18 protein-coding genes, 1 tRNA gene and 3 pseudogenes are annotated in these 21,194 nt (G+C 70.6%); 13 read left to right on the top strand and 9 right to left on the bottom strand.

Annotation, left to right across the window (positions count from 1 at the left end; translation table 11 throughout):
- Nucleotides 1–20: 20 nt before the first annotated feature.
- The 4 genes from EV567_RS01490 to EV567_RS01475 form a co-directional block, all read right to left on the bottom strand.
- The gene (locus EV567_RS01490; RefSeq protein ID WP_130436727.1) at nt 21–1,427 is read right to left on the bottom strand and encodes a Cys-Gln thioester bond-forming surface protein; all 1,407 of its coding nucleotides are present in this window, start codon (nt 1,425–1,427) and stop codon (nt 21–23) included.
- Between the two features lie 366 nt (nt 1,428–1,793).
- A complete protein-coding gene (locus EV567_RS01485; protein WP_130436726.1) occupies nt 1,794–2,294 on the bottom strand; it encodes a single-stranded DNA-binding protein in 501 nt (166 codons plus the stop codon).
- Nucleotides 2,295–2,568: 274 nt separating this feature from the next.
- Nucleotides 2,569–5,004 carry a GTPase gene (locus tag EV567_RS01480; protein WP_130436725.1) on the bottom strand — a complete coding sequence of 812 codons (2,436 nt, stop codon included), beginning with the start codon at nt 5,002–5,004 and terminating at the stop codon, nt 2,569–2,571.
- 3 nt (nt 5,005–5,007) lie between these two features.
- Nucleotides 5,008–6,618 (bottom strand): dynamin family protein, encoded by a 1,611-nt coding sequence (locus tag EV567_RS01475; protein ID WP_130436724.1) that lies wholly within the window; start codon nt 6,616–6,618, stop codon nt 5,008–5,010.
- A 321-nt stretch (nt 6,619–6,939) separates the two neighbouring features.
- On the opposite strand from EV567_RS01475, the gene EV567_RS01470 reads away from it, so the two are divergent.
- Nucleotides 6,940–7,012: transfer RNA gene (locus EV567_RS01470), tRNA-Arg, on the top strand.
- Nucleotides 7,013–7,189: 177 nt separating this feature from the next.
- On the opposite strand, the gene EV567_RS01465 is transcribed toward EV567_RS01470, so the two are convergent.
- A complete protein-coding gene (locus EV567_RS01465; protein WP_242620641.1) occupies nt 7,190–7,888 on the bottom strand; it encodes a site-specific integrase in 699 nt (232 codons plus the stop codon).
- A gap of 438 nt (nt 7,889–8,326) precedes the next feature.
- On the opposite strand from EV567_RS01465, the gene EV567_RS01460 reads away from it, so the two are divergent.
- The 8 genes and pseudogenes from EV567_RS01460 (at nt 8,327) to EV567_RS01420 (ending at nt 14,107) form a co-directional block, all read left to right on the top strand.
- On the top strand, nt 8,327–8,791 hold the full coding sequence (locus tag EV567_RS01460; protein ID WP_130436723.1) for a hypothetical protein: 465 nt from the start codon (nt 8,327–8,329) through the stop codon (nt 8,789–8,791).
- A 428-nt stretch (nt 8,792–9,219) separates the two neighbouring features.
- Nucleotides 9,220–9,412 (top strand): annotated as a pseudogene (locus EV567_RS28550) (IS5/IS1182 family transposase); the annotation flags it as partial.
- 785 nt (nt 9,413–10,197) lie between these two features.
- Nucleotides 10,198–11,334: an amidohydrolase family protein gene (locus tag EV567_RS01450; protein WP_165430284.1), complete on the top strand. Its 1,137-nt coding sequence runs from the start codon at nt 10,198–10,200 to the stop codon at nt 11,332–11,334.
- A 91-nt stretch (nt 11,335–11,425) separates the two neighbouring features.
- The gene (locus tag EV567_RS01445) at nt 11,426–11,785 is read left to right on the top strand and encodes a transposase (protein ID WP_165430283.1); all 360 of its coding nucleotides are present in this window, start codon (nt 11,426–11,428) and stop codon (nt 11,783–11,785) included.
- 215 nt (nt 11,786–12,000) lie between these two features.
- Nucleotides 12,001–12,537, top strand: a pseudogene (locus EV567_RS01440) (UTRA domain-containing protein); the annotation flags it as partial.
- Between the two features lie 638 nt (nt 12,538–13,175).
- A complete protein-coding gene (locus EV567_RS01430; RefSeq protein WP_130436720.1) occupies nt 13,176–13,610 on the top strand; it encodes an ester cyclase in 435 nt (144 codons plus the stop codon).
- A 96-nt stretch (nt 13,611–13,706) separates the two neighbouring features.
- Nucleotides 13,707–13,855 (top strand): annotated as a pseudogene (locus tag EV567_RS01425) (GntR family transcriptional regulator); the annotation flags it as partial.
- A 54-nt stretch (nt 13,856–13,909) separates the two neighbouring features.
- Entirely contained in the window at nt 13,910–14,107 is a 198-nt protein-coding gene (locus tag EV567_RS01420; protein WP_130436719.1) for a hypothetical protein, read from the top strand.
- Between the two features lie 297 nt (nt 14,108–14,404).
- Here EV567_RS01420 and EV567_RS01415 read toward each other — a convergent pair whose 3' ends face one another.
- Nucleotides 14,405–15,175, bottom strand: a complete 771-nt coding sequence (locus tag EV567_RS01415; RefSeq protein WP_130436718.1) for a 4'-phosphopantetheinyl transferase superfamily protein — start codon at nt 15,173–15,175, stop codon at nt 14,405–14,407.
- Between the two features lie 59 nt (nt 15,176–15,234).
- A complete protein-coding gene (locus EV567_RS01410; RefSeq protein WP_130436717.1) occupies nt 15,235–15,615 on the bottom strand; it encodes an S-adenosylmethionine decarboxylase family protein in 381 nt (126 codons plus the stop codon).
- 399 nt (nt 15,616–16,014) lie between these two features.
- On the opposite strand from EV567_RS01410, the gene EV567_RS01405 reads away from it, so the two are divergent.
- From EV567_RS01405 to EV567_RS01390, 4 genes are all read left to right on the top strand, one after another.
- Nucleotides 16,015–17,823, top strand: a complete 1,809-nt coding sequence (locus tag EV567_RS01405) for a GNAT family N-acetyltransferase (RefSeq protein ID WP_130436716.1) — start codon at nt 16,015–16,017, stop codon at nt 17,821–17,823.
- On the top strand, nt 17,820–18,935 hold the full coding sequence (locus tag EV567_RS01400; protein ID WP_130436715.1) for an HAD-IIIC family phosphatase: 1,116 nt from the start codon (nt 17,820–17,822) through the stop codon (nt 18,933–18,935). Before EV567_RS01405 ends, EV567_RS01400 begins: the two co-directional genes overlap by 4 nt.
- The gene (locus EV567_RS01395; RefSeq protein WP_242620640.1) at nt 18,932–19,237 is read left to right on the top strand and encodes an acyl carrier protein; all 306 of its coding nucleotides are present in this window, start codon (nt 18,932–18,934) and stop codon (nt 19,235–19,237) included. Before EV567_RS01400 ends, EV567_RS01395 begins: the two co-directional genes overlap by 4 nt.
- A gap of 138 nt (nt 19,238–19,375) precedes the next feature.
- Nucleotides 19,376–19,696: a chaplin gene (locus EV567_RS01390; protein ID WP_130436714.1), complete on the top strand. Its 321-nt coding sequence runs from the start codon at nt 19,376–19,378 to the stop codon at nt 19,694–19,696.
- Nucleotides 19,697–19,829: 133 nt separating this feature from the next.
- Here EV567_RS01390 and EV567_RS01385 read toward each other — a convergent pair whose 3' ends face one another.
- Both EV567_RS01385 and EV567_RS01380 read right to left on the bottom strand, forming a co-directional pair.
- A complete protein-coding gene (locus tag EV567_RS01385) occupies nt 19,830–20,696 on the bottom strand; it encodes a tyrosinase family protein (protein ID WP_130436713.1) in 867 nt (288 codons plus the stop codon).
- Nucleotides 20,680–21,162, bottom strand: coding sequence for a tyrosinase cofactor (locus EV567_RS01380; protein ID WP_130436712.1), 483 nt, complete (start codon nt 21,160–21,162; stop codon nt 20,680–20,682). The genes EV567_RS01385 and EV567_RS01380 overlap by 17 nt, the downstream gene beginning before the upstream one ends.
- Nucleotides 21,163–21,194: the final 32 nt, after the last annotated feature.

Below are 21,194 nucleotides of genomic sequence, written 5' to 3'. Positions count from 1 at the left end.
GCGGAGGTGCGAGGCCCCTGTCAGTCCCGCGCCTCGTTCTCCTTGCGGCCGACCAGCACCAGGGCTGCTCCACCGATCACCACCAGCCCTATCGCGGTGCCCGCGATGTAGGGGGTGGCGTTGGAGCCGCCCGTCTCGGCCAGGTTCGTGGCGGTGATCGAGCCGCCGCCCACGGTGGCGGGGCTCGGCTGGGACAGGGTCTGGGTGGTGAGGCCCGTCCTGGTCTCGGCGGACCTGGTCCGGCAGTCGAGGACGCCGGTGAAGCGGGCGCCGCGGATGGTGAAGTCGTAGGCCTGGTCCTCCTGGAGGGGGATCGTCACCGTCCGCGAGGCGCCTGCCGGGATCGTGTACTCGAAGCCCATCAGCTTGAAGGTGAACGGCGCGTCGCCCCGGTTGGCCGCCGCGATGTCGACACCGTTCGCGGCGCAGTTCTTCGCCGCGGACAGCGCCGGTATCGGACCGCCGGCGGCCCAGGTGGCGCTCGCCCCGGCGGAGACGGTGGACTCGCTGGAGCCGGCCAGTATCTGCGTCTGGCTGCGGCTCTCCGAGGTGAAGGCGCGGCCGACGGGGACGGTCGTCGAGGCCTGCACGGTCAGCTCGGCCGTGCCGGCTGCGGCGTCGGCGGGCACGTCGAAGAAGAGCTGGCTGCCGTCCTGCGCCGAGGTGACGGCCTTGCCGTCCTTGCCGACGATCCGCACTCCGCTGATGGCGGCGTCCGGCGGCGGCGCGACGGTGACCGCGCTCGCGTCGGTCCGCACGGTCACCGGGCCGAGCGGTGCGCCGGGGCGGCCTGAGACCGCGGCCCCTTCGAGGGTGAGCGAGGCCCTGGGTTCCGCCGCGTCGCGGGCGGCTTTCTGGAGGTAGTCCGCGAGCCGTTCGGCCTGCGGGTCGAGGGCGTCCACGTCCGCGCCGTCGGAGTAGCGCCAGATGGCCACCTGGGTACCGGCGGCAGCGTCCTGCTCACTGAGGCCACCGCCGATGCCGGCCTTCTTCGCCAGCGTGGCCAGGTCGTTGACCTGGGGGTAGGAGTTCTGCAGGATCCAACGGACCTTGCCGGCGTCCTTGTTGACGCCGAGCGAGGTGCCGCTCCAGGGCGTCTCGCCGTACTTGGCGTCCCGTTGCGTGGGCGTGTGCAGGTCGACGCAGTACGTCTGCAGCGTGCCGCCGCCCTCGACGGACATCTCGAACAGCCCCGCCGGGACCTCCTGGTCCCCGCTGTCGGCATGGAGGACGGCGGTGCCGTAGGTCTTGAGCCCTCCCATGGTCGCCGTCGCTCCGCCCTGGCTCTGCGGGGTCTCGTCGGCGACGGCCGTGCCCGCGGCGGTGGCGACGACACCGGCGGCGACCACACCGGACACCAGTGTCCCGGCGGCGAGGCGCACCGCGCCCCGACCTCGCGTGAACGGCGCGGCGAACGAAGAAATCACGCAATTCCCCTTCGAGCAGGACCGGTTGTCGTGGGGGGTACGGTCCCACCAGCAGAATCAGGAGCCCCTTGTGCTTTGTTCGGCATCCTAAGGACGCGGCACACCACCCTTCCCGACAAGCTCATCCGATGGGCGATCCGACTCGGAATCGTTATCCCGAAGATCGTCAACAGGCTTGGCTTATCGACAAATCCACCGGCCCGGGCCGGCGCGGACCGGTCGATAAGCCACTGTTCGCCCGTGTGCGGTCAGATGCTGGCGCTTGCTGACATCCCGTCACCGCCGCGTGCTCGGGTCACCGCCGTCCGCTCTCGTCGGCGCCGTCCGCTCTCGTCGGCGCCGTCCGCTCACGTCACCGCCGCCGGTTCACGTCACCGCCGCCGGTTCACGGTGCCGGGTGCCGTCTCGTTCTGTGTGGTCCGCGGCCGGTGTCAGCCAGTCGGGCTCGGGATCGGGCTGCGCTGCCGCCGGCCCCGGCATCCCTGCCACCGCGGCCGCCGGATCCGGCCTGACCGTGCGGCGGAAGGCCGCCGTCCCCCGTGCGAGGTCGTGGCCGATCGACACGGCGTCGATGTCGGCCGAGGTCCAGCTCTGCTGCCCCTCACGCGTCTCCGTGCGCACCTTCAGCCTGCCCTGCACGATCACCGGGTCGCCGACGTTCAGTGAGGCCGTCGCGTTCGTGGCGAGTTGTCGGTTGGCCCACACCGTGAAGAAGTTGGTGTGCCCGTCCGTCCAGGCGCTCTTCTCGCGGTCCCAGTAGCGCGAGGTCACCGCCAGCCGGAACCTCGTCGACGCCCCTGCCGCCAGCTCCCGGAACACCGGCTGCGTCGCCACGTTCCCCACCGCGCACACCATCGTCTCGTTCATTCGAGCCCCTCCCTCGCCCGGTCCACGCCGGGCCGACACACGTACGGGCCCGTCCCGTACGGAAAGCGTCCGGCCGCACCAGCCGCACTCCCGCGGCTGCCGCACCCACCGCGACGGCCGTGTCACCGCGACCGCCGCGAAACCAGACTGCCTCCGTCGAGCCGGGCCCGCCGGGCTCTGTGGACCACCGCCCGCCTGTGGACAACTCCCTCACCTGATCGAGGGGTCGAGAGATCGAGCGGTGAAACCAGAGGTTCCGGGACCGAGGAAGGCGTCACCCCGTCCCGGCAGCCACCCCCGTCGCGCTCGTCATCCCCGTCGCACTCGTCATTCCGGTCACCCGCCCGTACTGCTCGCGGACCTCCCGGTACCGCAGCAACTCGGCGGCCAGGGAGTCCAGGACCCTCGCCCGGCCGCAGCTCGCGGCGGCCTCCCGCAGTCTGCGTTCCGCGTCCTGGCCGTATCTGCGCGCCGGGCCGCGCGCCGCCATCCGGCAGCCCCACTCCACCAGCGGCCCACCGATGATCCCGGCCAGCATCAGCAGCACGGGCACGCCCAGATTGGGGGACATGACCCCGACGATCTGGCCGAACAGCCACAGGCCGCCGATGACCTGAAGGATGGTCATGGACGCCTGCGCCATCACCGCCGCCGGCCACCACCCCGGCCGCGGCGGGCGCCCCGGCGGCAGCCCTGCCTGCGCCGCGAGCTCGTCCAGCGCCTCCGGGAGCCCCTGCGCACCGCGCACGGCCGCTTCCCGTACCGCCTGCGCCCAGGGCGCGGGCAGGCCCGCCGAGGCCCGCTCGGACACCGTGCGCACCGCCTGTTCGACACGCTGCCGCGCCGTGGCCTCCTCGTCGGCCTGCGCGCGGAACGGCATCCGGCCGGTCGGAGGGTCGCACCGGTCCTGGTACCAGCGCCACAGCCGCAGCCACGGCGTGCCGCACGCCCGGTTGGCGTTGCGCAGCCAGGCGCGTTCGGCCGCCTCGCCCGCGGCGACCGCGCCCACCGCGTCGGCGAGCCGGGCGGCGAACTCGTCCCGCGCCTCCTCGCTGAGTCCGGTGCTCCGCCCGGTCACGTACACGGGCCGCAGCTCCCCCGCTGCGGCGTCCACGTCGGCGGAGATCCGCCGTGCCGCGGCGCCTCGCTCGGTGACGAACTGGCCGAGCAGTTCACGCAGTTCGCCCACGCCGTCCCCGGTGAGCCCGGACAGCGCGAGGACGGTCGCGCCCGGTTCGCCGTACTCGCCGAGGGCCACGCCGTCCTCGTCGAGCAGCCGCCGCAGGTCGTCGAGGACCATCTCGGCGGCCTCGCCGGGCAGCCGGTCGATCTGGTTGAGGACGATGAACATGACCTCCGCGTGACCCGCCATGGGCCGCAGATAGCGCTCATGGAGGACGGCGTCGGCGTACTTCTCCGGGTCGACGACCCAGATGACGGCGTCCACGAGTGCCAGGATCCGGTCGACCTGCTCGCGGTGCTGCACGGCCGCCGAGTCGTGGTCGGGCAGGTCGATCAGGACGAGCCCCTGCAGCTGCGCCTCCGCGTCGGCGCTCTGCACCGGACGCCTGCGCAGCCGGCCCGGGATGCCCAGCCGGTCGATGAGGCTCGCCGCGCCGTCGCTCCAGCTGCACGCGATGGGCGCGGCGGTGGTCGGCCGGCGGACGCCCGTCTCCGAGATGTTCACCCCGGCGAGCGTGTTGAACAGCTGGGACTTGCCGCTGCCGGTGGCGCCGGCGATGGCGACGACCGTGTGCTGCCCGGACAGCTTGCGGCGCGCCGCCGCCTCGTCGAGGACCCGGCCGGCCTCGGCGAGCGTCTTGCTGTCGAGCCGGGCGCGGGAGAGCCCGACGAGTTCACGCAGGGCGTCGAGCCGGGAGCGCAGGTGGCCGTCGTAGGCGAGCGGGGGGACGGCCTGGGGGCCGCCACCGGGACGGACCTCACCGACGCCGGGGGCCGTGACGGTGACGGTGGCGGTCTGCTCGGCGGCCGTGGCCTCGTTCACCCGGCGGGCGATCAGTCCGTCGTCCCAGAACTCGCCGCCCTCCTGGGGCGTGGAGGCGTCCCCGGCCGACGGCTGCATCGCCGCGGGAGGCCGCCCGCCGCCTTGGCGCACGCGCGCGGGGCGCTCGTCACTCCGACCACGGGAGGAGGCAGCACCGCCCCGCGCGTGGACGCCGCCTTCCACCTTCCGCACGTGTACGCCGCCGCTGTCATCCCTCATGCGTACGTCCCCGTTGCCCTCACGCGTGCGTGCGGGGCGGTCGTCGTCCTGGGCCCGTACGGAACCGTCGCCGTCCCGGGCGTGTGCGGAGCGCTCCTCATGGCGGTCGCTTCCCGGCGCCGCGCGGTCTGCGGCCGGGGTCCGGGCCTTGCGGTCGCTCGCGCCCTTCCGTGCGGCGCGGTCGCCCTCACGCCAGCGCGCCCACCCGACGCTCATCCGCCCCCGGGTGTGCTCATTGCCCTTCCGCGAGGACGGATGGTCGTCCGCGGGCGGTGAGGCGTCCTGGGCCGCCCCGGACGGCCCCTCGGCGTCCGCGGCGCCCTCACCGCCGTCACCGTCGGAGACCGCTTCCTCCCCCTCGTGCGCTTCCTCGCCCCGCACGGGTGCGCCGTTGGTTCCGGCTTCCCCGCCGGAGGCGCCTTCGCCGGACCCCGCCGGACCGTGATCGGCGTTTCCCGTGTGGTCCTGGTCTGTGACGGCGGTCACCGGTCACCTCTCCTTCTGCAGTACGGACAGCGCGGCGATGAGTTCGGCCTGCGGCTCGACGTGGACGTCGAGGCCGTCGAGCGGGGCGAGACGGCGCTCGCGTTCGTTGTGCATCACTCGGTCGAGGTACTCGGAGAGCAGCCGTCCGGCCCGGTCGCGCAGCCGCAGCGCGCCGTGCGCCCCGAGGCGTTCGGCGAGGCTCTCGCCCGCCGTGCGAGCCCTGCGGGCGCCGAGCAGGGCGGTGGCGACGAGGGCGGCGACGGTCTCGGGGTCGCTGGCGGCCCTGCGGTCCAGTTGGCGCACCTCTTCCTCGGCGCATTCCTCCAGCTCCCGCCGCCAGCGCCGTACGGCCATGCCGATGCGGTGCTCGGCGGTCTCCGGGGAGTCGCCGCGGTCCAGCAGGACCGGCGCGGCCGCGGCCGGTTCGCGGCGCCAGGCCTCGTCGACGCGTTCGTCGGCGGCGGTGACGGCGCACACCAGGAGCGCCGCCAGGCTCTCCATGAGGGCGTCGAGGAGTTCGCCGGCGGTGCAGTCCAGCGGGAAGGCGCGCCAGCGTTTCAGCGCGTCGCCGGCGAGCACGGACCCGTTCTGCAGCCGGCCCCGCACGCGCGTGTACTCGCTGTCGTACGCCCCCTCGACGGCCGAGGTGAGCCGCAGTGCGGCCGCGTACTGTGCGGCGGCGGCGCCGGCCAGCTCGGGCATCCGGGACTTGAGCGAGTCGAGGACGCCGTACGCCGTACGCGCCATCACCGCGTTGCGGGCGGCGGCGTCCTGGGCGTGTTCGACGAGCCAGGTGCGCAGCGGGGCCACCGCGGTGGCGGGGAGCAGGCCGCCGCCCCACGCCGACTCGGGCAGTTCGGGCACCGTGAAGCGGGGGAGGTGGCCGAGTCCGGCCTTGGTGAGCAGCGCGGCGTACTGGCGGGACACCTCGCCGACGACCTGGTGGGGCACCCGGTCCAGGACGGTCACGAGCGTCGCGTCGTACTCCTTGGCCGTGCGCAGCAGATGCCAGGGGATGGCGTCGGCGTACCGCGCGGCCGTGGTGACCATCACCCAGATGTCGGCGGCGCACAGGAGCTGGGCGGCGAGGAAGCGGTTGTCGGCGACGAAGGAGTCGATGTCGGGCGCGTCGAGGAGGGCGAGGCCGGGCGGGAGGGTCTCGGCGGTCTCGATGCGCAGGATTCGTCTGCTGTCCTGCCCGGGGAGCAACAGGTCGTCGTCGCTCGGCTCCTGATGGGGCACCCACACGCGGGTGAGGTCGGGCAGCACCCGCATGCCGCTGAACCAGTGATGGTCCTCCGGGTGGCACACCAGCACCGGGGTCCGTGTCGTCGGCCGCAGCACGCCCGCCTCGCTGATGCGCCGTCCGACGAGGGAGTTGACGAGCGTCGACTTGCCGGCGCCGGTGGAACCGCCCACCACGGCCAGCAACGGCGCTTCGGGTTGCCGCAGCCGGGGCACCAAGTAGTCGTCCAGCTGGGCCAGTAGTTCGTCGCGGTTGGCACGCGCGCGTGGAGCCCCCGCCAGGGGCAGCGGGAAGCGTGCGGCGGCGACACGGTCGCGCAGGGCGGAGAGTGCGTCGAGCAGCTGAGGCCGTACGTCCAAGGTCACCACATGCGAAGAATGCCCAATTTCGGGGGATTTATGAAGCATATAGACATGCCTGCGCGCCGATAGGACACAAGGGACGGAAGGTGCGACTGGGACAGAGGCGCGGCGCAGGCATAACGAGTGCACAACACCCGGGGCCCCGGGGACCCAAAAGCGATGCACGATTCGCACCTGCCTGCGATTATCAGGACCGCTTCACTGAACCTCCACATCGAGCCACGGAGGCGAAGCACTCAGGACAAGGAACCGGGAGCCCTATCCTTGTCCCCGGCAACGTCACGGATCAGCCCACACCAGGGCACCGGGTACGCGGCCACACACCCGGCCCCCGTAGCTCAGTGGATAGAGCAGGCGCCTTCTAAGCGCTTGGCCGCAGGTTCGAGTCCTGCCGGGGGCGCAAGTCTCCGCCCTCCCTATGGGAGGGCGTTTTTGCTGGTCAGCGCACATTCCACTCACCACGCCGAAGCCCCGGGCACTCCCCCGACGATCATGGGGAGGTTCCGGGCTGTCCGGCTGTCACCGGGTTTTCGCGGGTGGCTGTGTCGAATACGTGTCGAAGTTTTCGTCGAGAGCCTCAGCCTGCGTGGGCCGGCTCGGGGAGATCTCCAGCAGCCTCCAGCCGCCTCTTCAGGTCAGGCAGCTGCCCCTCGACACACCGTGCGTAAGTGGCCAGCAGGACCGGCACGCTGTTCCCGGCCCATTCGGCAACTTGAGCGGGCGGGATCCCGTCATTGAGCCACTTGGTAAGGCGCGTGTGCCGGTTGTCGTACACCCGCCTCCCCGGGGGCGAATCGAAGACGTGCGGAGGCAGGACGGCCTTGCGCGCGCTGCGCCACGCCCGGCGGATGACCGAGCCGGCGAGAATGCCGCCCGTCTCCCCCTGGAACAGCAGCTCACCGGGCTTGAGCTGCTCGTCCTCGATGTGCTGCCGCAGAATGCGCGTCTGGGCGGGATGCCCCGGCACAGTGCGCGTCTCGCCCTCGGCGCGGCCCTTCAGATCACGTTCCTCATGGATCTCTCCGGTGTCGGTCCACTGCTTGCCGACCTCCGGGGTCGCCGTGCGGATCAGCAGCTCACACCACTGGGCCCGGACGTCGGGGTCGGGAAGCGTCACGTCCTGCACTCGCATGGCTACGGCTTCCTCCGGCCGCAGAGCGCAGTAGTACAGCGTGGCGAAGAGCGCGTGCAGCCGCTTTCCCCCGCGCGGCCGGCACCGGATCCAGCCGAGGAGTGCCGCCGCCTGGTCCTCGTTCATCAGGAACCGCTTGTCCACGGCGTTGCTGGTCTTGGTGACGGCCGTCGACTCCTTCCCCTTGTGAAGGGGATTGGTCCGCAGGACCCGCCGCCGGATCGCGTGTACGGCTGTTGCCGCCGAGTTCCGACCAACGGGCGTCCACGTACCCGACCGCGAAGGCGTACCAGCTCATCGCAGCCGACTTGGAGCGGTGGGACACCGGCGGTCCGGTCGCGATGACGAAGGCTTCGCCCTTGCCCGTGGCCGCGAAGTACAGCAACCCCAGCAACCGCCAGCGCCCAACACTGGCCCTCACGGTCCTTCCCGCAGCCTGTATGACCTCCAATGACCGATCTCTGTAGAGCACGGATCAGAAGGTCATGCCCTCGGCGTCAGTGATGCCGAGGGCATCGCGGACTTGGCGCCGAGGTTGGGCCGGCGGCCGCCCATGGCGGCGAGACGTGATCAGCTTGAGGCGTGGAGTCCATCATCGCCAGCGCCATAGCCGTTCTCGGCACCCTGCTTGGGTCGGGGATCACTCTGGCGTTTCAGCAGCGCACCACCGACAGGAGCCATCAGTTCACCCGCCGCGAGAAGCTTCGGCAGGAGCGACTCGATGCCTACTCCGCCTACGCCGGCGCGCTGGTCAACTATCGCCGCTGCCTGGTTCATCTGTGGTTCTGTGAGCATGAGCAGCCACCACCGGAGGACCCCGACGCGGTGCGCATCCGCGCCTACGACTTGCGCTCCAGCGCCCAGGAGGCCCTCTTCCGGGTGCAGATGCTGACGGATGACGACCGGCTGAGCCGGACCGCGGAAGACGTGCTTGCGGACATCACGGAGCTGCCCAAAGCGGACGCCAGGGCTGAGCTGGACGAGCTGAGAGCACGGACCCGTGACAACATCAGCCGACTCGTCGGCTCAGCAAAGCAGCACCTTTGAGATACGTGCACAGGCCCCGGGCTGATTCCGAACGCCGACGGCGTTCATCCAGGTCAGCGCGGAAGCCGGGCCCCAAAGGCTCGCGGCTTCCCAAGCTGAGAGCGTCCGTTGCCACGGCGAGCCCTCGTCCTGCCCAGGCCCCCTACGTCGGTGGCACGTGTTTGAGTCACACGTAGTAAGCCCAAGATTGCAAACATGAGCAGCTGGGGAGATCCAGCGGGCCAGACAGCCAGTGTGCACTCATAGGGACCTTGGCCGCGGCGCCATCACGGTGCACGTCGCACGCCGGCAAACCGCTAGGGCCATCGAGGCCCAAGCTGAACTCGCCGCTTCTCAAGAAGCCGCCAACAGCGCGTCAGTCCGCCGACAATGGACGCAGCAACGCAGCGTCGAAGCCGCGCAGCGACTGCTGGAACGGCTTTCTGCGCTTATCGAAGTCGACCGCGCACCGCCGGTTCCTGTTTCTGGTCGCGGGCCGGGGTGTGGGGCCGGCCGCACGAGGCGGTGCTGCACCGACTCGATGACGCCGGCCTCATCGACGTCTCGCGCGTGGTCCTCGACTCCGCTCACGTGGGGGCTGGAAATGGGGGCGAACTCAAGGTCCGGGACCCCCTTTTTCGTGTCGATGTGGCTGCCGTCGATCACCGCCCGGGACCAGTCGATCTCGTTTGCCGCGTTCAGCTGGGCAAGCAGGATCCCATGCGGATCGTCTAACACCCCGACGCCGATCCACCGCTTGATCCGCCGCCAGCACGTCTTCAACGTTCGCCTCAGGTTCGCTCGGTAAGAAGTAGGCATGCGGATAAGCGATGCAACCCGTATGCAGAAGGCTAGTGATGGCAGTCGACGCAGCACCATCGGGGAAAGCGCAGGGCACCCGCACCACAAACCTCATAGTGTCACGACCGTCTCACTGGACTTGAACTCTTCCGGCAGCCCCTGGACTTCGGGCCCAGTTGGAACGGGCCTTGATTTTCGTGCGGGTGTCGAACGGCGCTCCGGAGAGTACTCCCGTCGGAGTAACGTCGTACCGCCTGTCTCCCGCGGGATGACGACCGCAGTATGACGAAACAGAACGGAATCGGGCCTAGCGTTGGGGCCATGCCGGAACTTGGTAGTCCACTGCGGAGGTTCGGGGTGGCCGCCAGGGCGCTGGCGACGGCGTTCCCTGTCGCCTCATGCGGGGTCACACGCCGACAACAGTGTGGGGCCCGCCGCGGCCGGCCCGCACAGTGCGCACGCGGACGGTCGTCAGCTCCACCACAGCCGCTGCGCACCGGCGAGCGGTTCCTCGACCTGAGCGCTGCCGCGGTGCGCGAGCAGGACGCGAAGACCCCCTGACGCATCTCGCAGACGGATGCCGTACGGATACCTCACCACACAAACGCCTGAAGAGAGGCACTGACATGAAGCCCATGGGACGCCGCGGCTTTCTCGCCGCCAGCACGGCACTCGGCATTGGTGCCGGCTTGTCCACGCACGCCATTCTCTCGGAAGCGAGCGAGAACGAGACTTCGGACAAGGCTTCGGACATTTTACGGCGGGACCAGGACCTGCCCTTCATCGGCGCGGAGGAGACCTTTTCGACTCCCACGTTGTTGAAGCTGAACTCCATCAATCAGGATCACATAGCGTTCCTTGAGGAAATTGGCCTTTCGGATCTAGGCCAACGCCGCATCGGCGATATGGATGCGGGGGGACTCAACGTTCAAATCCTCTCTGCTCATACACCCTCCGTACAAAACGTCCCTGGGCAGAGGGGCGTCGACCTTGCCTATCGCCTTAACCGGCAACTTGCAGACGGGCCGATCGCCAAACATCCGGACCGCTTCAAGGCTTTCGCCACCTTGCCCTTGCAGAGCCCGGAGGCGGCGGCGGACGAATTGGAACGCTCGGTTCGGGAAGATGGCTTCCTGGGCGCACTGACCAACGGCCACATCGCGAAGAAGTATCTCGATCATCCCGATTTCGAGCCTGTGCTGGCACGTGCCGTTGCTCTCGATGTGCCGATCTACCTGCATCCCGGCTATCCGGCTGACGAGGTCTTCAAGATCTACTACAGCACCACACGGTCTAAATACACGGAAGAGCACCAAGACTACATTTTCAGTGGGTCTGGATATGGCTGGCACCAGGAGGTGCTGACCCAGTGCATTCGGATGATCGCGTACGGGGTTTTCGACAGATTCCCCAAACTGAAAATCATCATCGGCCACATGGGCGAAGGTCTTCCCTTCTACTACGAGCGGATCGTCAATGACATGGGCGAGCCGACCAAAGACTCGCTCGAGAAGCCCATCGGGCAATACTTCCAGGACAACTTCTGGGTCACAACCAGCGCATTCCCCCAGACCGAACTGCTCGATCTCCTGCTGAAGTACATCAGCGTGGATCGAGTGATGTTCGCAACCGACTACCCGTTCGCGGACATAAAAGAGCAGACCGACTGGTTCCGCGGAGTCGATTTGCCACGCGAAGAGAAGGAAAAGATTGCATTCCGAAATGCAGAGAAACTGTTCAGAATGAAAGTGCCCGTGAAGTGATACGCCGGCGTCGGCCGGAGTGAAAGAATGCTTTGCTGTAAAGAGGATGCCTCACGTGCTCGTGTGGTGAGCTGCGGCATCATTGCTGCTTGTGGGTGTCGATCTGTCGCAGCGGCTGGCTCCTGACGGTCTGTGGGAGCTGGGCGCACCGTTGCTGCCGTCGTTCAACTCCCGTCCGCAGGGCGGCGGGACCGCTCCGTGTGACGAGCGGGCCGTGTTCACGGCGGTCGTGTATGTGCTGACCAGCGGGTGCGCCTGGCGGCATCTGCCGGAGACGTTCGGCGTCTCGCCTGCGACCGCGCATCGCCGGTTCACCGCGTGGACCCCGGCGGGACGGTGGCGTCGGCTCCACCGGGCGGTCCTGGACGAACTCGGTGCGCGGGGCGAGCTGGGCTGGGCCTCGGCGATCGTCGATGCCGCCTCGGTCCGGGCCAAAAGGGGGGCACGCTGACCGGGCCGAACCTGGTCGATCGCGGCAAGAAGGGCAGCAAGCTGCATGTGCCGTCCGAGGCCCAGGGCATCCCGCTGGCCGTCGCGGTGTCCGGTGCGAACACCCACGACAGCCTGGCTCTGAAGCCCGCTATTCCGCGGTATACCCGCCGTCCGCTCCCGCCGCGGGCCGCGACGGCGTCGGCCCGTCGAACTCCGCGCGGACAAGGCGTATTTCGGCAGCGCGTGCGGGTGGTCCGTTCCTCGGCGCGCGAGCAGCCCAACGGCTCGCCCTTCCGCGCGGACATGAAGGCCGTCGGGAGGCAAGGGGACTGGGAGAGCCGGACCGACGCCAAGGTGCCGGCGCCGGCGGAGATCGCGGCACGGCTCGGCATCGACGAGGGCGAGCTGTGCGTCCGTACGACGTACGAGTTCCTGGCCGACGGCAGGCCCGCGCAGTTGTCGACGAGTTGGGAGCCGTACGACCTCACGGCCGGCACTCTCGTCGTCCTCCCCGGGGGAGGGCCGCACGCCGGAGCGGGGGTCGGGAACCGCATGGCCGCGATCGGCATCACCGTCGGCCACGCCGTGGAGCAGCCGGAGCCGCGGCAGGCGACCGCCGAGGAGGCGTCACTCCTGGGCATCCAGAAGGCCGCTCTCGTCACGCACATCCGGCGGACGTACTACAGCGACCAGGGGCGGCCCGTGGAGACGGCGGACATCGTGGTGCCCGCCGCTCACCGCGAGATCGTCTATGAGATCCCGATCAACTGATAGCCGACGACGCTAGGGTCCGCACATGACCAACGACGCCCCGGCCTGTCCTGAGTGCGGCCAGCCCATGGAGTCCGGCGGCTTCGTACTGTCCAGGCGGGAGGACGACGCCCGACGGGCCTGCCGGTCGCTGTGGAGGTGTGCCGGTCGGCATGTCTGGTGGGGCTGGGCCGACCGGCCTGAGGAGCCACTGGAGGCCTGCTCGGTGCCGCAACTGTTCCGCTGACGTCCACCTGCACACGGGGCGCAAGTCTCCGCCCTCCCCTCGGGGAGGGCTTTTTGCTGGTCAGAGCACGTTTCACTCACCGCGCCAAAGCCCCGGACACTCCCCGACGATCATGGGGAGTTCCGGGGCTGTCCGGCTGTGGCCAGCAGGACCGGCACGCTGTTTCCGGCCCGTTCGGCGACCTGCGCGGGCGGGATCCCGTCATTGAGCCACCTCGTGAGACGCCAGTTGTCGTACACCCGCCTCCCCGGGGGCGAATCGAAGACGTGCCGGGGCGGGTCGCATGGATGCTTCCGGGTGATGCACCCGGAAACCCAGCGAGGCGCAGGCGTGGCCCCATGCCGGGGCGGGTCATGCTTCCGGTCGTGCAGACCGGTTCCTGCAGTACGAAACGCGCACAGAGGGGTCTCCCATGTCGAGCGAAGAGAACAAAAGGTTGGTTCGCCGTTTCTACGCGGAGATCGACAAGGGCAACGTGGAGGCCATGGACGAACTCGTGGCCGAGGACTACCAAGACCACTCCCCGCCCCCGTTCCCAGGGCTCGGATCCGGTCGCGAAGGGCTCAAGCAAGCGTTCCGCCTCTTCTGGGAGGCCACTCCCGGGATCCATGAGATCGAGGACCAGATCGCGGAAGGCGACAAAGTGGTCACCCGGCTGACGGCCCGTGGAGTGCACGAAAGGGACCTGCCCGGCATTCCGGCGACCGGACATCAGCTCACGATGACGGCGACGGTGATTCACCGCGTCGAAAACGGCAGGCTCGCGGAGAAGTGGTCGGACAAGGACCTTCTCGGCTTCCTCCAGCAGCTCGGCGTCATGCCGACGCTCGGGGGTACGCCGACTTAGTCCGCACGGCACCCTTGCTCGTGCAGCGGACCGACGGCGCCGATCGCGTCGGCCAGGCATTCGGCAGCGGCCGGGCAGGATGAGCGGTGATGGTGGGCGTCGCTGCTGGGCATCCAGAAGGCCGCACTCGTCACCCACATCCGGCGGACGTACTACAGCGACCAGGGGCGGCCCGTGGGGACGGCGGACATCGTGGTGCCCGCCCCGCGCACCGCGAGACCGTCCATGAGATCCCCAGCAACCGCTGGCGAGACACCTCCACGTCAAGGTTGTGGCCCGTCGGCTCGTATCGTCACGCCATGCGCAATGAGCGGCACGATGAGCAGTTGTCGGACGAGGAGTTGGAGTTGTTCCTCCAGTACCTCCACAGGTTCGCGAACCATGACCTTGACCTCTTCGCCCTCATGCAGGTTGGAGACCCTGAGTACCCCGCGTACGTATCCTTCAGCAGGAAGCCGGAAGCGGGTGTCGACCAGACGGCCTACCGGCGGCCGTAGGCCAGCTCCGGGTCCTGTCGAATGCATGTCGACGGCAGGTGACGGGCTGCCGGCGGAAGGGTTCACTGCCCAGGTCAGCGACCGCTCCCAGGCGAACGCGCCAAGCGCCTACCAAGCGCTTGGCCGCAGATTTCGAGTCCTGCCGGGGGCGTAAGTCTCCGCCCTCCTCACGGGAGGGCGTCTTGCTGGCCGGAGCACGCGTCGTCGAAGCCACTTCCCGCCGCACCAGTGCCTACCGGGCTGACGGCTCGCGCCGCCGGCTGGTCGGCACTTGGGCCCGATACGGGACGCGGTCCGTCAGGGGGGTGGTGGCGAGGTGGCGTACGCCGTCACTGCTGCCGTGCCGTCGTGGTGGTGGAGGCGTAGGGCGGTCGCCCCGGTCGCGGCTGCCGTCGCTGTCGCCGGAAGGCGCCTCGACCCCGTCACCACGTCCACGTCGGCCATCGCCATGGCTTGTGGCGCGGTCCGCTGGTCCGGCCAGGACAGGACCTTCGGGGGGAGTGGGGGTGCCGACACCTCCAGGCGGCGCAGCGGTACGGTCAGGCCCACGCCGAGGGCCTTCAGTACGGCCTCCTTGCGCGTCCACACCCGCAGGAAGGCCGACGCCCGCTCGGCGGGCGGGTGGGCGTTCAGGGCGGCGAGCTCGGCGTCGGTCAGCGCCACGGGCGCCACCGTGTCGACGTCGAGCGCGGCGCCGCTCCCGGTCTCCTCCACGTCGAGTCCCACGTTCGCGCCACGCGCGACGGCCACGCCCACGACGTCACCGCTGTGCGTCACGGAGAAGTCGACGTCGGCGAACGGGGAGCCGTGCGGCGCCGCGAGCCGGGGCTTGCCGTGCGGGCCGCCGCAGCGCGGGCACACGCGGCGCAGCGGGACCTCGGCCGGCGACACGCCGAGCAGCTCCCCCAGGGCGATACGGCTGAGGGCGCAGCCGAGCAGGAACCGGCCCCGGTCGTCGGCCCGGGCGATCGCCTCGTGCCGGGCACGCTCGACGGGGTCGAGCAGCGCTGTGAGCGGGGCCGCCGCCCGGGCGTCCCGCAGGCTCGCCCACCACACCCCGACGCTCACCTCACCGGGCACTCCGTCACCGCCGACCCGGCCCGCGCCTCTTCGTTCGGGAAAAGAACTCAGTGCACCGCGCGCAGCATGCGCGTCACGTTGATTTTCGTCGGGGAGAGGCCGAGTTCCACGCTCTGCATCATCCGCTCGCCGTTCAGGCGGCCGTAGGCGAGCAGGTCGACGTTGGCCAGGCTGAATTCCGGCCAGGTGTGAATGCTCAGATGCGAGGCGGAAAGCAGCAGAATAGCGGTGACCGCACCGTTCGGGAAAACATGCGAGGCCTCTCCGAGAACCTGTGCGTTTCCCTTTTCGGCGGCCGTGCGCAACACCTTGAGGAGGCGCTGTTCATCGGTGAGGATGCTGTGGTCGCTCACCCACACGTCGACGGCGTACGAGCACAAATCGTCGACGTTTATGCCCTCGGTGGCGAGGTTGGCGGTGTCAGTCATGGGGAATCAGGGAAGGCGAACCGCCGCCCCCGTCTCCTTTCATATAGATCTGCGCTGGTCCGTGTGGCCTTAGCGGAAGGTCGCGAGGCCGATATCCGGCACTCGGCGTCGCCCAGCCTAGCATCCGGGGCGCTCCACGGCTCGCGCGTAGTCGGCGCCATTGCCCGCCCGCCCCCCTCTCGCGCACGCTTCGGAATTCCCGTGATTCGCCTTGCGGGGCGGTATCGGATTCGATCTCGCGGCATTTCCGTTCCCCTTCTTCTCTTTCTGTTTTATCGACCGGTCGGGGAGGCCCGTGGGCAGCCCGTATACTCGTTACATCTGGATTCCATACAGCCCGCCCGGAGCAGCATTGTGAAAAACGCGCCTCGACACCGTCGGAGTACGACCGTCGATCAAGTGCTCACGGAAGTCGCGGACGCCGTCAGGCTGCAGGAGGGCCCGCCCGGAGTGCGGTCCGTCCTGCGGGCCCTGCGCCGCCTGGCTCCCGCCTCCACGAAGGACATCAGCCGCGCGACCGGCCTGCCCGTGCCCATCGTGGCCGCCCTGGGCAACGAGCTGCGCCGCCGGGGCCTGCTGACCGAGCAACGCCCCTCGCGGCTCACCCCGGCCGGCCTCGACCTCGTCGCCCGGCTCGGGATGGACCTCACCCTCGACGCCACCTGCACCACCTGCGACGGCCGTGAACTGGTCGTCCCGGAGGTGCTGGACGAGGCGGTGCGGCGGCTGCGCGCGATCATGGAGACCGGGCCGGCCGCAGACATGGCGATCGACCAGTCCCACTGCACGCCCGAAACCAAGGTGCGCCGGGTGCTCGCGCTGCTCACGGCGGGCGCGCTGCCGGGCGGCTCGCTGCTGCTGATCGGCGACGACGACCTGATCTCCCTGGCCGTCGCCGTGGTGGGGGACGTCCTCGGCGGGCCGATCGTCGAGCGGGTGACCGTCGTCGACATCTCCCCCGAGATCCTGGCCTACGTCCAGAAGGTGTCCGCCGGTCTCGGCACCCGCGTCGAGACCGTCGAGCACGACCTGCGCCGGCCGCTGCCCGCCGACCTGCACGGCGGTTTCGACGTGGCGATGACCGACCCGCCGTACACCCCGGAGGGCGCCCGGCTGTTCCTGTCGCGCGCCGTGGAGGGCCTGCGGCCCGGCCCGGCGCACAGCGTCTTCTTCTCCTTCGGTGGCAAGAGCCCCGACGAGATGCTGGAGGTCCAGCGGGAGATCATGGCGCTCGGCCTGGTCACCAACGGCTACATCCGCAACTTCAACGAGTACGAGGGCAGCGGCATCCTCGGCGGGGTCGGCTTCTTCCAGCACCTGCTCACCACCACCTCGACCGCCTCCCGCCAGGGCGACTACGGCGGCCCCCTCTACACCGGCGACAAGCGGACCCGGCAGCGCGAGTACACGTGCGTGGCCTGCGCCGCCGAGCTGCGCGTCGGGCCCGGCGCCCGCTGGACCTCCGTCGCCGCCCTGCGCGCCGACGGCTGCCCCCGGTGCGGCAAGGGCCCGTTCCGGCCGGGCCGACTGGTCTCGGTGGAGGAGGAGACACCGGCGGCGGACCCCGCCGCGTCCCCGGCGACGGCTCCCAGCGGGCAGCCCGCGGCCGAGGACCCGGCCCCGACCCGAGCCGCAGCCACCGCCCCGAGCCCCACCGCCACGCCCACACCCACCTCTCCCCGCCCCGCCTGGCACCCTCCGGCCCCCGAGGCCCGCGCCGCCCTCGCCGAGCGGGCGCAGCCCTACCTCACCCGTCAGGCCGACGAGCGCGACCTGCCCGCCATCGGCGAGTTCGAGGCCGAGATCGCCCGCGTCTCCTTCGGCGAGGACGCCGTCGACGACCCCGGCCGCTGGGCGTCCCGGCTGGGCCGGGCCATGGAGAAGTCGAAGGAAGGCATGATCGTCGCCCACCGGCCGGGCGAGCCGGCGGTCGGCTGGTGCTGGGTGAGCATCAACCAGAACGCGATGACCGGCGACCGTTACGCCAACTTCCGCTCCCTCGCCGTGGCCCCGCTCGACAACCGCGCCGACGTGGCCGAGCTGCTGCTCACCGCGGGCCTGGAGTTCTGCGTGGCGAACGGCATCACGGAGGTCGTCGGGCGTGTCCACGTCGGCAACGTCCCGATGCGCACCGTCTACCGCAAGTTCGGCTTCGACCCGGCCACCCTGACCATGAAGCTGCGTCTCGCGGAGGAGAGCGCCCGATGAGCGGGGCGAGCGGCTACGACCCCGACGGGATCAAGTGCATCGTCTGGGACCTGGACGGCACCCTGTGGGACGAGATCGCGGTCGAGGCGCCCACCGACGAACTGCCCGTGCCCCGGGCCCGGATGCTCGCCGCGATCGATGCGCTGGCGGGCCACGGGGTGCTCAGCAGCCTCGCGAGCCGCAGCGCGCCCGCGGTCCTGGACCGGCTGAACGCCGTACCGGAGCTGCGCGACCGTTTCCTCGCGCCGCAGGTGTCCTGGCAGGACAAGAGCGAGTCGCTGCGCAGGATCGCCAAGGACCTGGGGATCGCGGTCGAGGCGCTCGTCCTCGTCGACGACTCCCCGTACGAGCGCGCCGAGGTGGAAGCGCTGCTGCCGGGGGTGCGCACCCTCGCGCCCGAGGACGTGCCCGCCCTGCTGGCGGCGTTCGAGGGCCGGGAGGTCACCCCCGAGTCGCGGGAACGGGTGCGCCGTTACCGCACGGAGGAGACCCGCCGGGCGGAGGGCGAGCGTTTCCAGGGCACCCGGGAGGAGTTCCTGCGCTGGTGCGGGATGCGGCTCACCGTCGGCGTCGCCGAACCCGACGAGGTACCCCGCGCACTGGAGCTCGCCGCCCGCACCCACCGTCTCAACTCCTCGGGGCTCAGCCCGCGGCGGCTGAGCGGTCTGGCCTCCGAGGAGGGGCACGAGCTGTACACCGCCCGGATGGCCGACCGTTTCGGCGAGTACGGCATCATCGGCGCGGCCCTGGTGGACCGGACCGGCCCGGACCTCTGGTCGGTCCCGCTGCTCGCCCTGTCCTGCCGGGTCGCCGGGCGGGGCGCCGCAGCGGCCTTCCTGTTCTGGCTGATGGAGCGGGCGCGGGAGGCCGGCGCGCGGGAGTTCCGGGTCGTCCTGCGGCCGACCGACGCCAACCTGGAGATGCGGATGCTGCTCCGCCAGGCGGGCATGCGGCGCGTCGACGACGACCCGCGCCCCGGGCGGACGCCGGCGGACGCCGTCGCCGTCCTCGGCCGCTCCCTGCACGGCGACCTCCCGCAGTCCCCCGCCTGGCTGCACGTCAGCACCCGGACGCACCCGGCCCCGGCCTCCCGAAAGGACACCCCAGCGTGACGGACGCCCACATCCCCTCCTCCACGGACCGGACGCCGGACCGGACGGCGGTGGAACGGGAACTCCGCTCGATGATCGCCGAGGCGGCCCGCCTCGACCCCGCCGCGGTCGACCGGCTCCCCGCCGACACCGAGCTGTTCGGGCCGCTGATCGGCCTCACCTCGCTCGCCGGCGTGACCCTGCTGGGCGCGGTCCACACCCGCTTCGGGGTGGACGTCGCCGCGCTGGACCTGAGCCTGGACAGCCTCCAGTCCATCGCCACGCTCACCGACTTCGTCACCGAGCACGTCAAGCACGGCTGACGGCGGCGGGCTCACCGCTGTTCGCAACGGGTGATCCGAGCGGTCACGCCGTGACCTGCCCGGGCGCACGGCGTTGAACGGGGAGTGCGACGGCACGTCCTGCTGTCGCGTGAACCGAGTGAGTTTAAGGAGAACGTGATGTCTCGCATCGCGAAGGCGGCCGCTGTCGCCCTTGGCACCGGCGCCATGGTGGCCGGCGGCGCCGGCCTGGCCATGGCGGACGCGGGCGCGCAAGCCGCGGCCGTGGGCTCGCCGGGCTTCCTGTCCGGCAACGTCGTCCAGGGTGTGCTCCACCTCCCGATCAACGCCTGCGGGAACACCGTCGGCGCCGGCGGGCTGCTCAACCCGGCCTTCGGCAACACCTGCGCCAACGTCGACGGCCACGACTCGGACCGGGACAAGGACGACAGCGACAAGGGCCACCACCACGACAACGGCGGCCACGGCTACGGCAACTGACACCCGTACCGCGCGCAGCACGCGACGGAGCCCCGGCACCTCGAGCGCCGGGGCTCCGCCCGTCTCCGCACCCGCCGACGGCGGTCGACCGGAGGCCCGCCGGACACGGACCTGCCGACGGACGCCGACCGTCTCAGACGTACCGGTAGATCCGGCTCACGTCCTCCAGCCGGTCCGGGGTCACGTCCCACGGGGGCAGCTTCTCGTGCCGGGCGACGACCCGCCGGTACTGCCTGCTGCCCGACGCGGGCGGCTCCGCGGGCAGGTAGCGGTGCTCGCGGTGACGTCGCTGCCAGCGCGTCCAGAGCAGGTCGATGAAGGCGTGGTGCAGCCAGAAGACGGGGTCGTTGACGGAGGCGCCGCCCACCATCACCCCGCCGACCCAGCGGTGCACGCGGTTGTGGTTGCGCCAGGCGGCGCTGCCGGCGCCGCTGCCCCACCCCTCCAGTTTGTTGCGGAAGCCCCGGCGGGACGTGGAGTCCCACGGGGCGGTGTCGTAGACCGGGTCGGCCAGCGCCCAGTCCAGGTCGCTCTTCCTGGGCAGCTCGATCGGGTCGCGGGCGCGCCCCAGGTCCCGGGTGAGGAACCGCCGGTCGGTCACCCCGTCCTTGATGGTCCAGTTTCCCGTGGAGTACGCGAACGGCCCGGTCGTCACCTGGAGGTCGGAGCGCCGCCCGTTGCCGCCGAGCAGGTCGTCGCTCCAGGGCGCGGAGGTCGCGGAGCGGTCCCGGGTCCAGTCCCAGTACGGGATGGTCACCGAGGGGTCGACCCGGCGCAGCGCCTTCTCCAGGTCCAGCAGGAACTGCCGGTGCCAGGGCAGGAACGAGGGCGCCATGTGGGCCGTCCGCAGACCGCCCTCGCCGTCGGAGACGTAGTACTCGATGTGCGTCCGCACGAACTCGTCGTACTCGCCGCGTCGTTTGACCTCAAGCAGCGCCTTGACGAAACGTCTGCGCTCGGCGGCGGTGAGCGCGCTGACGTTCTTACGGGTGTACGCCATGGTGTTCCCCCCTGTGGATGTGCCCTGCTGCGGTGCCGGTGTCGCGGAGCTTCTCCCCGGGGCCCAGCTCGTCGACCGCCGCGCGGGCCGCCTCCAGCGGGGTGGCGTACGAGGCGTAGTGGTCGACCATGCTCAGCCAGGTGCCGTCGGCGCGGCGCATCAGGTGCAGCGGGCGGCCGTCGACGGTGACGCTCCAGCGCTCGCCGCCGACGGCGCGGCCCGACGACATGAGGACGCCCTGCAGGCGCCGGCCCCGGTAGGTCTCGTCGAAGGATGTGTCCGTGTCCGGCCCGGGAAGGTCGGTTCCGGGTGCGGGCCGGGAGGCGGCGACCACCGGCGCGAGCGCGAGCGCCGCCGCCGCGCCGAGCAGCCCGCGCACCACGTCCCGCCGTGTTCTGCCGCGTGCCGCGGGTCCTGTCGCGCCCACCGGCGCTGCCGTCACGGGTACTCCGTCGACGCTGACCATGGCCTGCTCCTCGTCCGGTTCGGTTGTCCACA

Source organism: Streptomyces sp. BK239 (assembly GCF_004217285.1).
Lineage (GTDB): Bacteria > Actinomycetota > Actinomycetes > Streptomycetales > Streptomycetaceae > Streptomyces.
Note: the sequence above shows the minus strand (reverse complement) of the source record. Positions and strands in the feature narration are given on the sequence as shown.